General features: G+C 51.8%; 14 protein-coding genes and 2 pseudogenes. 8 read left to right on the top strand and 8 right to left on the bottom strand.

Features of this window, described 5'->3' with window-relative positions; translation table 11 throughout:
* Window positions 1–275: 275 nt before the first annotated feature.
* Together SOPEG_RS05140 and SOPEG_RS05145 are read right to left on the bottom strand one after the other, a co-directional pair.
* Window positions 276–1,028, bottom strand: coding sequence for an enoyl-CoA hydratase/isomerase family protein (locus SOPEG_RS05140; protein WP_038468275.1), 753 nt, complete (start codon window positions 1,026–1,028; stop codon window positions 276–278).
* 127 nt (window positions 1,029–1,155) lie between these two features.
* On the bottom strand, window positions 1,156–2,454 hold the full coding sequence (locus SOPEG_RS05145) for an MFS transporter (protein WP_071882134.1): 1,299 nt from the start codon (window positions 2,452–2,454) through the stop codon (window positions 1,156–1,158).
* Between the two features lie 309 nt (window positions 2,455–2,763).
* Here SOPEG_RS05145 and istA point away from each other — a divergent pair, with 309 nt between their 5' ends.
* Window positions 2,764–4,314: an IS21-like element ISSoEn3 family transposase gene (istA, locus tag SOPEG_RS05150; RefSeq protein ID WP_025244537.1), complete on the top strand. Its 1,551-nt coding sequence runs from the start codon at window positions 2,764–2,766 to the stop codon at window positions 4,312–4,314.
* An 11-nt stretch (window positions 4,315–4,325) separates the two neighbouring features.
* Window positions 4,326–5,075, top strand: a complete 750-nt coding sequence (gene istB, locus SOPEG_RS05155; RefSeq protein ID WP_025244538.1) for an IS21-like element ISSoEn3 family helper ATPase IstB — start codon at window positions 4,326–4,328, stop codon at window positions 5,073–5,075.
* Here istB and SOPEG_RS28670 read toward each other — a convergent pair.
* Window positions 5,072–5,425, bottom strand: a complete 354-nt coding sequence (locus SOPEG_RS28670) for a hypothetical protein (protein WP_071882135.1) — start codon at window positions 5,423–5,425, stop codon at window positions 5,072–5,074. The genes istB and SOPEG_RS28670 overlap by 4 nt on opposite strands.
* Window positions 5,422–5,820 carry an enoyl-CoA hydratase/isomerase family protein gene (locus tag SOPEG_RS28675; RefSeq protein WP_071882136.1) on the bottom strand — a complete coding sequence of 133 codons (399 nt, stop codon included), beginning with the start codon at window positions 5,818–5,820 and terminating at the stop codon, window positions 5,422–5,424. Before SOPEG_RS28675 ends, SOPEG_RS28670 begins: the two co-directional genes overlap by 4 nt.
* Window positions 5,821–6,339: 519 nt before the next feature.
* Here SOPEG_RS28675 and SOPEG_RS05165 point away from each other — a divergent pair.
* Together SOPEG_RS05165 and SOPEG_RS27150 are read left to right on the top strand one after the other, a co-directional pair.
* Entirely contained in the window at window positions 6,340–6,561 is a 222-nt protein-coding gene (locus SOPEG_RS05165; RefSeq protein WP_025244539.1) for a TetR/AcrR family transcriptional regulator, read from the top strand.
* Window positions 6,562–6,593: 32 nt separating this feature from the next.
* Window positions 6,594–6,890, top strand: coding sequence for a hypothetical protein (locus SOPEG_RS27150; protein WP_148296998.1), 297 nt, complete (start codon window positions 6,594–6,596; stop codon window positions 6,888–6,890).
* A gap of 4 nt (window positions 6,891–6,894) precedes the next feature.
* Here the strand turns inward: SOPEG_RS27150 and SOPEG_RS05170 are convergent, their stop codons facing one another.
* Window positions 6,895–8,112 (bottom strand): ISL3 family transposase, encoded by a 1,218-nt coding sequence (locus SOPEG_RS05170; protein WP_038468285.1) that lies wholly within the window; start codon window positions 8,110–8,112, stop codon window positions 6,895–6,897.
* A 48-nt stretch (window positions 8,113–8,160) separates the two neighbouring features.
* Here SOPEG_RS05170 and SOPEG_RS05175 point away from each other — a divergent pair, with 48 nt between their 5' ends.
* Window positions 8,161–9,366 carry an IS256 family transposase gene (locus SOPEG_RS05175; protein ID WP_081742937.1) on the top strand — a complete coding sequence of 402 codons (1,206 nt, stop codon included), beginning with the start codon at window positions 8,161–8,163 and terminating at the stop codon, window positions 9,364–9,366.
* Between the two features lie 96 nt (window positions 9,367–9,462).
* Here SOPEG_RS05175 and SOPEG_RS27155 read toward each other — a convergent pair.
* Together SOPEG_RS27155 and SOPEG_RS05185 are read right to left on the bottom strand one after the other, a co-directional pair.
* Window positions 9,463–9,680 (bottom strand): annotated as a pseudogene (locus tag SOPEG_RS27155) (DNA polymerase III subunit theta); the annotation flags it as partial.
* Entirely contained in the window at window positions 9,677–10,273 is a 597-nt protein-coding gene (locus SOPEG_RS05185; protein ID WP_025244541.1) for a helix-turn-helix domain-containing protein, read from the bottom strand. The pseudogene SOPEG_RS27155 and the gene SOPEG_RS05185, both read right to left, overlap by 4 nt.
* A 128-nt stretch (window positions 10,274–10,401) precedes the next feature.
* Between SOPEG_RS05185 and SOPEG_RS05190 the strand changes: the two genes are divergently transcribed.
* The gene (locus tag SOPEG_RS05190; RefSeq protein ID WP_236851625.1) at window positions 10,402–10,641 is read left to right on the top strand and encodes a hypothetical protein; all 240 of its coding nucleotides are present in this window, start codon (window positions 10,402–10,404) and stop codon (window positions 10,639–10,641) included.
* Window positions 10,642–10,785: 144 nt separating this feature from the next.
* Window positions 10,786–10,980, top strand: coding sequence for a hypothetical protein (locus SOPEG_RS24165; protein WP_038468289.1), 195 nt, complete (start codon window positions 10,786–10,788; stop codon window positions 10,978–10,980).
* A 335-nt stretch (window positions 10,981–11,315) separates the two neighbouring features.
* Here SOPEG_RS24165 and SOPEG_RS05200 read toward each other — a convergent pair whose 3' ends face one another.
* Window positions 11,316–12,524: an IS256-like element ISSoEn2 family transposase gene (locus tag SOPEG_RS05200; protein ID WP_025244543.1), complete on the bottom strand. Its 1,209-nt coding sequence runs from the start codon at window positions 12,522–12,524 to the stop codon at window positions 11,316–11,318.
* Between the two features lie 70 nt (window positions 12,525–12,594).
* On the opposite strand from SOPEG_RS05200, the pseudogene SOPEG_RS30790 reads away from it, so the two are divergent.
* Window positions 12,595–12,783, top strand: a pseudogene (locus tag SOPEG_RS30790) (replication protein P); the annotation flags it as partial.
* Window positions 12,784–13,189: the final 406 nt, after the last annotated feature.

A 13,189-nucleotide genomic window follows, 5' to 3' on the forward strand; every position in this document is an offset into this window, starting at 1 on the left:
AGTGATCAGAGCCGCCAGTCACCTAAAAGTTCGATTTATTCAACAAAGCCGCAAAAATGGCGCGTTTGACATTGTTATCGATTTTTTCGGGTTGCTGCGATATCGGGTTCATCGAACGTTCTCCTGCACACAGGACGTGAAGTTCTTCCTCACAACATAATAAGAAGAGCGTTTAGCCTTATGGGATCTTATTGCCGCCGCGGGGCGGCCGGCAAAGATCTGATATTGCGGGCGTGGTGTCCTTTGAAAGGAAACGCCAGCCTGCGCCGGGTGTGTCACGATCGTTGTTGGCTAAACGTCTCCGCGCCTTGTTGGTAATTGCTGACGGCAAAGCATAAGGTGGTCAATTCGTTCTCATATTGCATGCCGGCTTCCAGCGGCATGGATAACGAGGCGCGAACGGCGCTCTTGACGGCCTGGACCGCTAACGGATGATGTTCAGCCAATCGCTGGCATAAAGACAGGGCGGTGTCGTTGACCTCATTATCCGCCACCAGGTATTCCACCAAGCCAATGCACCAGGCCTCCTGTGCGTCGATGTTGTCGCCGCTTAACAATAACCTCATCGCCTGACCATAGCCCACCAGCCGCGGCAGTAATTGCGAGGCGCCGCCGCCGCCCACCCAGCCGCGCACCACCTCCGGCGCGCCGAATTTGACGCTATGGCCCGCCACGCGGATATCCGCCGCCAGCATCATTTCCAGGCCACCGCCAAGCACCCAGCCTTTAAGCGCCGCCACTACCGGCTTGCGCGCGCGGCGCACGGTCGTGCCGTAATCGGTGCGTTGGCGGAAATCCATGGCTGAATGATAGCTGGAGAGCGTTCGCAAATCGCTGCCGGCGCTGAAGGCCCGTTCGCCTTCGCCTCTCAGCAGGATGACATGCACCGCGTCCTCCTCATTGAGCCGGGTAAACAGCAACGCCAGGGCTTCACTCATTTCCGGCGTCATGGCGTTCATTTTCTCCGGCCGGTTGATCACCACTTCAGCCACGGCCCCATGCCGGTATAAAGCGATATTATCGCTCATAATGTGTCCTCATCGTGTTGGGCGGGGGTAGCGCGTAAGTAGTTACACTTACTTACTAGTAAGTAAGTGGTGATCAACATAACATTTTTATAACTTGGTCATTACCTCATGATGCTTTTCTCGGGAATTAACTGGGACGCGGCGTCGTTTGGACGTCCTGGACGGCGGTCTGGGTGAGGAGCACTTTCTGCTGTGACGGATAGATAAGGCGCATGCATAACCATGCCGCGATATAGGTGAAGCCGCAGATGATAAACAGAACGTTGTAGCCCAAACCGATTTTGCCCAACACCTTGAAATGATCGAGCACCGCGCCGACCACAAACGGAAACAGCGCCGAGGTCAAGCCGCTCGCCATACCGCCAATGCCCACGACCGACGCCACGACCCGTTTGGGAAACATATCGGACGCCAGGGTAAACATATTGGCCGACCAGCCCTGATGCGCCGCCACGGTCAAGCTCAGCAATCCGACAATGATCCACATATTATCAATCCACGGCGCCGTCATTAGCGGCATGACCAGCACCGCAAGCCCCAGCATCGTCGTTTGGCGGGCGCGGCTCACGGACCAGCCCCGGGCGATAAACGTCGACGCCGCCCAACCGCCCAACACGCTACCGATGTAGGTGGACACATACACAATGATGAGCGGCAGACCGAGGCGCTGCAAATCCAGATTAAAGCGGCTATTGAAATAAGAGGGCAGCCAGAATAATAAAAACCACCAGATGGGGTCGGTCATGCCTTTACCGACCACGATTGACCAGGTGGCGCGGTGTTTGAACAGCGAAAACCAACCGACGGTTTGCCCGTCATCCTTTTCCTGGACCGTCTCTTTATCCTGTCGAATGACCTGTAATTCCTGCGGGGTGACGCGAGGATGTTTCTGCGGCGCATAATACATGACATACCAGAAGGCAAACCAGATGAAGCCTGGAATACCGGTCAACAAAAAGGCGCTTTGCCAGCCGAAGCTTACCGCGAGCCAGGGGAACAACGCCGGCGCTAATACGGCACCGATACTGGTGCCGGAGGTAATAATGCCCACGGCCAATGACTGCTCTTTGCGCGGAAACCATTCCGACACCGCTTTTACCGCACAGGGAAAACTGTCCGCCTCCGCCAGGCCGAGAAAGGCGCGCATAACGCCGAATCCCAACATGTTGCGGATAATAGCATGACCGCAGCAGGCTAGGCTCCAAACCAACACGCAGACGCTGTAGCCCATCTTGACGCCGAACCGGTCGGCGAATTTTCCGGCGAAAACCATGCCAAGCGCGTAGCAAAAGGCAAATATCGTTACGACATAGCCGTAATCCGTTTCGGTCCAGTGAAATCTCGCCGCTAATTCGGGTTTGAGAATACCGAGCACCTGGCGATTAAGGTAATTGATGCTGATGGCAACAAAGAGTAGGGCGCAAATACGTCACCGATAATGCCTTAAAACGTTTTTCATTGTTATTACCTTCAGTAGATTACTGCCGTCAGATAACCCATCCGTCGCTTAACGGCAGAACGCGTTAACGGCCATAGACCGCCAGCCCGCGCTGCCTTTCGTTGCCCGTGCTGGTTCCGGTCACATCCGATCACTGATTCCGATTTCACCCGATCACTAATTCTGATTTCATCCGATCACTGATTCCGGTCGCCCGATCAGCGATTCCGATTCTGTCCGATCGCTCATCTTCTGTTCCGCCATACTCTGGAGACTTTTAGCTTCCGGGGGCATGGCATGGCACGTAAAAAAAAGAAAGCGAGAACGGAAATGTGCATCTATATTAATATCTTACGTATGAAATTCGAGCAGCGTCGCTCGAATCGCACTATCGCAGCAGCGCTCGGCATAGGCTGTACTACCGTGCACGATATCCTCGGCCGATTCACGGTAGCTAACCTGGTCTGGCCATTGCCGGCGGAACTGTCCCCCGTCGACCTCGACCGCCTGCTCTATCCCGGCAAATCCGGAAAAGTTATCAATACCTTACCCAGCTGGCTTGATATCGATACCGAGTTAAGCCGCAAGGGCATGACCAAGCAGCTGCTCTGGATGGAATATCAGTCCGCCGTGGGCGGTGATGCCCTCGGTTACTCACAGTTTTGTGCACTGTTCCGTGACTGGAAAAAGAAGCAGCGGCGTTCTATGCGCATGGAGCACAAGGCTGGCGAAAAGCTCTTCATCGACTTCTGTGGCCCCACCGTACCTATCGTCAACCCTGCGACCAGTAGCGTACGCCAGGTCGCTATCTTCGTCGCTGCCATGGGCGTGTCAGGCTATGCGTATATCGAAGCCTGCGAAGGCCAGGACATGGCATCGTGGCTCAACGCCAATAGCCGCTGTCTGCACTTCATGGGTGGGGTTCCGGAGCTGATGATACCTGATAATCTGCGCAGCGCTGTCAGCACCCCTGACCGCTATGAGCCGGTCATAAACCAGAGCTACCAGGCGCTGGCAAATCACTATGAGACAGTGGTGCTACCGGCGCGCCCGAGAAAACCGAAAGACAAGGCGAAGGCAGAATCAACTGTGCAGCTGGTAGAACGCTGGGTTTTGGCCCGGTTGCGTAAACGTAGGTTCTACTCGCTGGCCGAACTCAACCAGGTGATACGAGAACTCAATCATGAGTTGAATCTGCGCCCGATGCGTCATTACGGCGGACAAAGTCGCCTTGAACGCTTCGAGCAGCTGGACAAACCGGCTCTTGGGCCTCTACCGCCCACACAATGGGAATACAGTGAGTATCTCGTTGCCCGAGTGGGACCTGATTACCACATAGACTACGGCAAAAACTGGTACTCGGTGCCGCATCCGCTGGTTGGCGAGCGCGTTGACGTCATCGCCACCCAACGGCTGGTGCAAATCCACCATAAGGGCGTCTGCGTGGCTACGCACCCTCGCAGCGATAACTCCTATAGGCACACGACTCAGGCGGCGCACATGCCGGCTAACCATAAGGGGCAGAGTCAGTGGACGCCGGAAAGGCTGTGCAGTTGGGCGCTGTCGGTGGGTGTGTGCACACTGAAAGTGGTCGAGTCCATCCAAAAGAGCAAAGCCCATCCGGAGCAGGCTTACCGCTCCGTGCTGGGGCTACTCAATCTGCAACGGCGCTATGAGACGACGCGACAGGAAAAGGCCTGCGCGCTGGCGTTGGAGAAAGGGTGCATTAACCGCTCTTTCATAGCCAACGTATTGAAACACGGTCGTGAAAGTGAGGTCACCCAGGACGGAGCCGGCGTATCAATGCTGGTTCACGAAAACCTCCGAGGTCCGGATAGTTATCACTAAGGAGAATAAATATGGATACACTGTTAATGGCTCTGCGAGAGCTGAAGTTGTCGGCAATGGTCCAGGCGTTGGAGACGCAACGCGAACTCCCGGGGAGTTATGGGGAACTGGGGTTCGAGGAGCGGTTGTCGCTGATGGTAGAAGCGGAAAATTTGCATAGAAAAAACAACAACATATTCCGTCTTCGACGGCAATCGCAAATGCGCTTGCAGGCAAAACCGGAAGATATCCGCTATATCCCTAGCCGAGGAGTGACACCGGAACAGATGCGAGATCTGCTAGGGGGACAATATCTGAAATATCAGAAAAGCATACTCATCACGGGGCCGACAGGTACGGGCAAAACCTGGCTCAGTTGTGCGCTTAGTGAGCAGGCATGCCGGCAGCAATATAGCGTGCGTTACTGGCGAGTGGGTCGGTTGCTGGCCCATCTTCACCAGTGTCAGGTAGACGGGACCTATCTAAAACAGCTTAAGCAGTTAGAAAAAATAGAGTTACTGATCTTGGACGATGTGGGCCTAGAATCAATAAGTCCGATGCAGGCAACGATGCTGTTGGAGGTGATGGAAGATCGCTACGACAAAAGCAGCAGCATCCTGATCAGTCAACTGCCGGTGAAAAAATGGTATGGACTGATAGAAAACCCCACGACAGCTGACGCGTTACTCGATCGGTCAGTACACCCCAGCTATAGACTGGAACTTAAAGGCGAATCACTACGCAAAGAGCAAGGAGTAGCCAGCACAGGAAAAATAGACTAAACTCGAGTCAGAAGATGAGCGAACACGTGATCGAATATCACTGGAATGGGTGATCGGAAAATATCGGAATAACTGATCGGATGTCGCCGGAACAGCTGATCGGATACGTCGGAATCTGCAGCCCGCAGGGCGTTATTCGGCCCGGTATCGCGCGGGAGGGGCGCGAGCTCCTGATCGCGGCCAAAATCAGCCGGGCGTTTTTCACGAAACGCCGCGACGCCTTCCCGCGCATCTGCCGTCCCTTTGCAAACCGACGCGGCTAACTCATGGGCGACATCCAGCGCCGGCGGTTTAATCATGCGCATCAGCCGCTTTCCGACGGCGAGCGCCGCAGAGAAACGCGAGGTCAACCGCGCGCAGATTCCCCATTCCAGCGCCTGCTGCGCGGTAATTCACCCAACATGACGAGGTGATGCATTCTGCCGGCCCCCGCCAGGGTATACAGCCGCTGCGCGCCCAGCCAACCGGGAATGGCGCCGAGCGAGGCTTCGGGCAACCCAAGTTTGATCCCCTCGGCCGCATAGCGGAAATCACAGGCCAGCGCCAGTCCCAACCCTCCGCCGAGGGCATGGCCGGACATGACCGCAATGGTGGCAACGTCCATCTCCCGAATACGGCGAAAAACGCGATTGCCGGCGCGGATAAACAGGCTGCCCATTTTTTCAGGGTCAATATCCCCCCCCCACTCTTTGATATCCGCGTCGCTGCAAAAAAACGCTCGCTGGTTGAGGAAAAGACAATACACCGGATGTCATCCCTCGCCTCCAATTGGGCGAGGCCCGCATCCAGCGCGCGCAGCATGTCGAGGGTGAGTGCATTGTGCGTCGCGGATTTATTGAGCGTGAATCTGGCGATGCCCTGTTCGACCTCAAGCTCTATGTCATGATGTAGCGCCATAATCGTCCTCTTATTCGCATGTAACGAACTTGTTCGTTACTTAAGCTGGCATCCCTTTTTGTCGCTCTCAAGAGGCCAACGCCTTTCGCTAACCCCGGCATCGGAAAAAAGTTTCAATGTGGGATAGCGATCAAATTTTGCCAGCACGTTAGCCGTTCGAGCACGGCTTGCTAGCAGAAATAACGCCAGGGGGTTTAGGGGCGTTTTCCCCACAGTGACACCCTGCATTGGGCGAAGCGCAGGCGGGATATTCTTGTCCAAACGGTGCAAAACAACCGGAATTTAGCGTATAGTTTTCATTAAAATTGAATAAATAAGCTGAGCCTATGCAACAGAACCCGCCAAAAAAAAGCGTCCGCGCGATTCGGTGCAGACGAAAGCGCTGATCCTTGCGGCGGCGATGGATGAATTCGCCGGTCTTGGGCTGGGAGGGGCGCGCATCGACGGTATAGCGGCCAAGGCAGGCGTGAACAAGCGTCTGATCTATGAATATTTCAGGGTCTTCCCCTGTTGTGGTGGCTCAATCGACAGTTCTGCATTTTTACTTTACTTATTCTTTTGGCTGGAACTTGGACTTCTATATGGATGACAAACGTATTTACGTTTAAAGGAATAACGTTCATGTCATGCTTAAAAAAATATGCATATACCCCATTTATCTTACTGCTTCATGGTATTGCAGCATCGGCCTCACCAAATATGATGTATGACACTGATAATAAAGACTATTCACTGTCACCAGAGGTAACGCCAAAATTATCTTGGGAGAAAAGTGAGTCTCAAGTTGATAAAACTCAATATTGTCTTACCCCTAGCGATCCGGGATGCAGCAATATGTGGCAAAAGGAAAAAGAAAAGGAGAATGACGAGCGAATACAACATCACCAGCAAAAAAAATTTTATAACTCCCTTAAATGATTGCTCAAAAATTCATATTTAGTTTCCCATAGTGGAACATTACGCCCAGCTTGAAACGTTCTTTGTTCCTGAAGCCCCGTGACTTGATCCTGAGCAGCCGTATTTTGCTGTTCAGGGACTCCGCATTCCCATTTGATACCCGGTTTTTCATTGCATTCAGAATGCCGTAAAGGCGTTTTGCCACCATGCGGGCAATGCTGGCCATGAGCGGTATGCCGGTGTCTTTAGCCATCGCCATCCATTCCTGCCACAGCTTACGGCTATGATTGTCATAGCGGCGGTGCCACAGATCGCGAGCAAGCTCTTTCATTACCCAGCACTGGCTCGTTTGGGGTAACACCAGCCGGGCAACTTCTAACCTCTCTGCCCGGCACCCGAGGCGATTTTGTTTGCTGTAAAACCATAGATAGCGTGAGCGGTGGGCGTCTTTCCTGTCTGACGACGGGATCTGTTTCATCTCAGCCTGACGGGTTTTATCAACGACGGCGCACAACATTTTTGCCACATGGAAGTGATCGAAAGCGATTTTATCGACGGCATTGGGGAGATGGATGCGGGCTGCATTGATATAGGCCATGTTCATGTCCATAGACAGCGTTTTTATCTCATCAAGCTGGTGATCTCTCAGGCTGCGCAGATAACTGGCAAGGCTTTCTACACCGCGGTTGTCGGTCAGTTGCAAAGCGCGTCCCTGCCTGTCAGAGATAACGGTGACGTACTGGTGTCCTTTTTTGAACCCGACTTCATCCACGCAGAGGTGACGGGCGGATAAGGGTTGTTTTATCCGGGCCAAGCCTCGTTTGACTGCGCGCATCATGATGCCGTCAACGGCATTCCAACTGAGTTTGAGCTGCTTTCTGACAGCATCCACGGTGCTGACTTTCAGCCATGAAAGAACAAAGGCTTCGAACAACAAGGTGTAGCGGCTGCCTGACCCTGCCCAGGGAACAGGCAGTGTCTGGCAACCGTGCTCGGGGCAGTCAACACGGGGGACATTAGCCTCAACCAGCGTGGTGAACTGACAGGTATCGAGGTGACGCCATTTACGACGCCGGTGATCATGTATGGAGCAGGATTTACCGCAGGTTGGGCAGGCCAGTTGTGTGTGCTCGGCAATGCCGACAATTACCGTCACTGATCCAGATTTTTCATCAAGAGAAAGGGATTGTACCTGCCACGGTGCGGACAGGTTAAGGATGAGCCTGTTTAGAAATTTGTGTATTTGCCTGATTTTGATATGTTCAATCCAACATCAAAAACAGGTTAATTTATGGACGAAAAACAGTTGCAGGATCTGGCTAACGAACTGGCCAAAAATCTCAAAACCCCTGAAAATCTCAGTCACTTCGATCGGCTGCTGAAAAAAATCAGCGTCGAAGCAGCTCTCAATGCCGAAATGACCCATCACCTCGGCTACGATAAAAATCAGCCTAAACCGGGGGCCAACGCCCGCAACGGCTATTCCACAAAAACCGTTACCACTGGCGATGGCCCGCTGGCACTGCGTACTCCGCGCGATCGTGACGGTTCCTTTGAACCGCAACTGGTGAAGAAGAACCAGACCCGGATTACCGGGATGGATAACCAGATTTTATCGTTGTACGCCAAAGGGATGACTACCCGCGAGATCGCCGCCGCGTTCAAGAGCTGTATAACGCCGATGTCTCGCCGGCGCTGGTCTCAAAGTCACCGATGCGGTCATGGAGCAGGTTGTCGAATGGCAAACCGGCCTCTTGATGCAGTCTATCCCATTGTTTATCTTGACTGTATCGTTCTAAAAGTCCGGCAGGACAGCCGCATCATCAACAAATCTGTGTTCCTGGCGCTGGGCATCAACATCGAAGGCCAGAAAGAGTTGCTAGGTATGTGGCTGGCCGAAAATGAAGGCGCAAAGTTCTGGCTGAACGTGCTGACAGAGCTGAAAAACCGCGGCCTGAACGATATCCTTATCGCCTGCGTTGACGGCCTGAAAGGTTTCCCTGACGCTATTAACGCGGTGTATCCGGAGGCGCGGCTCCAGCTGTGTATCGTACATATGGTGCGCAACAGCCTGCGGTTCGTCTCCTGGAAGGACTACAAGGCCGTCACCCGCGACCTGAAAGCTATCTATCAGGCCCCTACGGAAGAAGCCGGCTTGCAGGCGCTGGAAGCGTTCTCCAGTGCCTGGGACATCCGCTACCCGCAAATAAGTCGAAGCTGGCAGGCAAACTGGGCCAATCTGGCCACGTTCTTTGCCTACCCAACGGACATTCGCAAGGTGATCTACACGACCAACGCCATCGAGTCGTTAAACAGCGTGATCCGGCATGCCATCAAAAAGCGCAAGGTGTTCCCGACGGATGACGCAGTGAAAAAGGTGGTGTGGCTGGCAATCCAGGCGGCGTCACAGAAATGGACAATGCCTTTGAGGGACTGGCGCATTGCAATGAACCGCTTTATTATCGAGTTCGGTGAACGCCTGGACGGTCACTTCTGAGAAAAGGCATTTACACAGAATCGTGTACAGGGTCTTTAAACTCCCTTTTTTCTTGCGGTTAGATTCTGCCATCTCTTGATAAATTGAATCCGTTGCACGGGGTAACCGCCTTCCTGCTGAACGATGGTGTTCCAGCCTCTCTCTGAAATAAGATCGCAGGTCTTCCGGTTGCTCGATCTCAACTTGTGACGGCCTTACAGAGACATATTCATGCGTTCTTTGTAAGCAACAGCAGCGGCGGTCAAATCAACATTCACCTTATCCATCTCCTCTTTGGGTAGAATCACTAAATTAAATGATTTTGTTTTTTTCATTGGTGCGCCTGCATCATCACAAATTCAATAAACGCTTCTATCTTGGCTTTATCCTCATTCGATAATGCGGCATAGCGGGAGCGGTCATAATTGATGACCGTTGGGTCTTTATGCTGCAGCAGGAGTTCATAGCCACGCCGCCCGAAAGCTTTGGCGATTGCTTCCAAATTATTCAGAGTGATATTGCCTTCTCGGTTTAGGACACGGTTAATGGTCGTCTGCCCAACCCCCGCTGCTTTGGCTATTTTCGTCTGGCTGGGAAGCTCACGGCTGCTGCTCATCCACAACTCAAGATTGCGAGCAACAACAGCACCAACCTCGGTTTCTCCAGCTCCGGGTTCATCACCTGCAGCTATAGCGAGAAAGTGATCACGGTCAAGCCAGTGGAGCGGTTTATTCGCAACTTTTTCCAGCTTACGTGCAATCGCATCCCCTATGTTCTTGTGATTCTTGTCAGTCTCAGGTTTCAACCACCGACTAATCAAATTAGGTGTTATGCCCATCTTTTCGGCCAGCCGGATCTGCCGGTTATCAAAGTCTTTGCCGATGATGTCCCGAAGGTTCTCTCGGCGAATATCATGGATACTTTTCATGTTTGTACTCTTTTGAATGTTGCTTTAGTTGAGTGCATTTAAAACAAAATTACCCTATCGGTAAACAAACCAATAAGGTAATAAACCTTTACTATCCACACCATTTAGGTAATCATCATGCGATTAAGATGGATTTATATGGTGGTTTTATGAACGAATTTAACTTCAAAAAATTCTGGCTATCTCTTAGCTTTGAGGAAAGAAAAACGCTAGCCAATGAGGCGGGAACAACAGCAAATTACATCATGACGCACGTTCAGCGCAGAGAGAAAATACCCGGAATAGTCCTTATGTGCAGGCTTTTTGAAGCATGTGAACGTCTAAATCCCGGACTTGAAAAAGGGCAGTTTCTCGCGTTCTTTTACTGATGTTGATCACCTTTTCCACAGGCCGCTTATGCGGCCTTTTTTGTGTCTGCAATGTATAAGGTAATATTTATTTTTTTTCGGTTGATCTTTTCGCATTGGCGTGCAAAATAGTCGTAATCCTAAATCATGCAGTGAGGCTAAACAGTGAAAATCATTACCCGCGTCGAGGCAGCAAAGCTTGGTTTGTCGCGTTACTACACAGGAAAGCCTTGTTTACATGGACACCATAGCGAGCGCTGGACTTATAACGGCCATTGCGTGGCTTGCACAATAGAAAGCAACAAACGGCGACGAGCAGAAATCAGGGAAATGATGAAGGCTGCCCAGGGGGTGAGCTGATGGCTCACATATGAACAGTAAAGCCTGATTTTTGGACAGATGAAAAAGTCGTCGAATGTTCATTCGAGGCCCGTCTTTTGTTTATTGGGCTTTTTAACTTCGCTGATGACAACGGGAACATGGTTAACTCACATCGCCGGATTAAAATGCAAATTTTTCCGGCTGATGTCATCGATTATAAACCACTGATCGACGAACTGATAAAACATGGATTAGTTATTTCTTATAAATTTAATGGGATTAACTATCTGAATATAAAAGGTTTCAAGAAACATCAGTACATAAAAAAACCATCTAAAACGACCCTGTACACGATTCTGTGTAAATGCCTTTTCTCAGAAGTGACCGTCCAGGCGGTCACCGAACTCGATAATAAAGCGGCTCATTGCCATGCGCCAATCCCTCAAAGGCATTGTCCATTTCTGTGAGGCCGCCTGTATCGCCAGCCACACCACCTTTTTCACTGCGTCGTCGGTCGGGAACACCTTGCGCTTTTTGATGGCATGCCGGATCACGCTGTTTAACGACTCGATGGCGTTGGTCGTGTAGATCACCTTGCGGATGTCCGTTGGGTAGGCAAAGAACGTGGCCAGATTGGCCCAGTTTGCCTGCCAGCTTCGACTTATTTGCGGGTAGCGGATGTCCCAGGCACTGGAGAACGCTTCCAGCGCCTGCAAGCCGGCTTCTTCCGTAGGGGCCTGATAGATAGCTTTCAGGTCGCGGGTGACGGCCTTGTAGTCCTTCCAGGAGACGAACCGCAGGCTGTTGCGCACCATATGCACGATACACAGCTGGAGCCGCGCCTCCGGATACACCGCGTTAATAGCGTCAGGGGAACCTTTCAGCCCGTCTACGCAGGCGATAAGGATATCGTTCAGGCCGCGGTTTTTCAGCTCTGTCAACACGTTCAGCCAGAACTTTGCGCCTTCATTTTCGGCCAGCCACATACCTAGCAACTCTTTCTGGCCTTCGATGTTGATGCCCAGCGCCAGGAACACAGATTTGTTGATGATGCGGCTGTCCTGCCGGACTTTTAGAACGATACAGTCAAGATAAACAATGGGATAGACTGCATCCAGAGGCCGGTTTTGCCATTCGACAACCTGCTCCATGACCGCATCGGTGACCTTTAAGACCAGCGCCGGCGAGACATCGACGTCATACAGCTCTTTGAACGCGGCGGCGATCTCGCGGGTGGTCATCCCTTTGGCGTACAACGATAAAATCTGGTTATCCATCCCGGTAATCCGGGTCTGGTTCTTCTTCACCAGTTGCGGTTCAAAGGAACCGTCACGATCGCGCGGGGTACGCAGCGCCAGCGGGCCATCGCCAGTGGTAACGGTTTTTGTGGAATAGCCGTTGCGGGCGTTGGTCCCCGGTTTAGGCTGATTTTTATCGTAGCCGAGGTGATGGGTCATTTCGGCATTGAGAGCTGCTTCGACGCTGATTTTTTTCAGCAGCCGATCGAAGTGACTGAGATCTTCAGGGGTTTTGAGATTTTTGGCCAGTTCGTTAGCCAGAGCCTGCAACTGTTTTTCGTCCATAAATTAACCTGTTTTTGATGTTGGATTGAACATATCAAAATCAGGCAAATACACAAATTTCTAAACAGGCTCGCTGTATACTAGTGGCGCTGAGAAATTTCCTTGGCGCCACCCTGTATTCTACTGGATTGTATGCGCTGCTCGTCGAGCAATGTATCAGCGCTGTCTGAACGAAGCTGAAGTCGAAAAGTACGCAGCGAAGAAGCTAGACGAGTGGTCGGAAAGGTAGCCGATGGTGAATCTATCCCTGAACCGATCAAGGGGATTGATGTTAAACCCGATCTTAAATCGGAGACGATGGAGACAACGAAGCATCAGGGGGCTACAAACGTAGATACATGCCCAATGCAGCAATGCTTGGCTCGGTAACGCCAGCCCAATGGCTTTACGCCGAGTACAAACGGAAAAAAGCTGCTGAAATAGCAACGCCTCGGGCGGATACGGATTTTTGATAGCCAAAGTCCGAACTGAGCGGGACATGGTGAGCATATCTCGATGCAACCCAAGTCACCCTATATCATCAATAATGTAAGCCAATAGAGAGCCGTATAGAGCGTTTTAGGACATATGCGATTTGTGAGAGCAATCGCCATTTTTTATTTGATATTAGTTACCAATTGGTAAATACTATTTAATTTGGTAACTATTTGGAGAAGATCGCTTGC

The sequence above is a fragment of the Candidatus Sodalis pierantonius str. SOPE genome (assembly GCF_000517405.1).
Lineage (GTDB): Bacteria > Pseudomonadota > Gammaproteobacteria > Enterobacterales > Enterobacteriaceae > Sodalis_C > Sodalis_C pierantonii.

Coding starts and splice junctions, on each gene's coding strand:
- SOPEG_RS05175 (WP_081742937.1), top strand. CDS start 8,161: ATGGACGAAAAACAGTTGCAGGATCTGGCTAACGAACTGGCCAAAAAT.
- SOPEG_RS05185 (WP_025244541.1), bottom strand. CDS start 10,273: ATGAAAAGTATCCATGATATTCGCCGAGAGAACCTTCGGGACATCATC.
- SOPEG_RS05200 (WP_025244543.1), bottom strand. CDS start 12,524: ATGGACGAAAAACAGTTGCAGGCTCTGGCTAACGAACTGGCCAAAAAT.
- istA (WP_025244537.1), top strand. CDS start 2,764: ATGGCACGTAAAAAAAAGAAAGCGAGAACGGAAATGTGCATCTATATT.
- SOPEG_RS27150 (WP_148296998.1), top strand. CDS start 6,594: ATGTCATGCTTAAAAAAATATGCATATACCCCATTTATCTTACTGCTT.
- istB (WP_025244538.1), top strand. CDS start 4,326: ATGGATACACTGTTAATGGCTCTGCGAGAGCTGAAGTTGTCGGCAATG.
- SOPEG_RS05190 (WP_236851625.1), top strand. CDS start 10,402: ATGGATTTATATGGTGGTTTTATGAACGAATTTAACTTCAAAAAATTC.
- SOPEG_RS05140 (WP_038468275.1), bottom strand. CDS start 1,028: ATGAGCGATAATATCGCTTTATACCGGCATGGGGCCGTGGCTGAAGTG.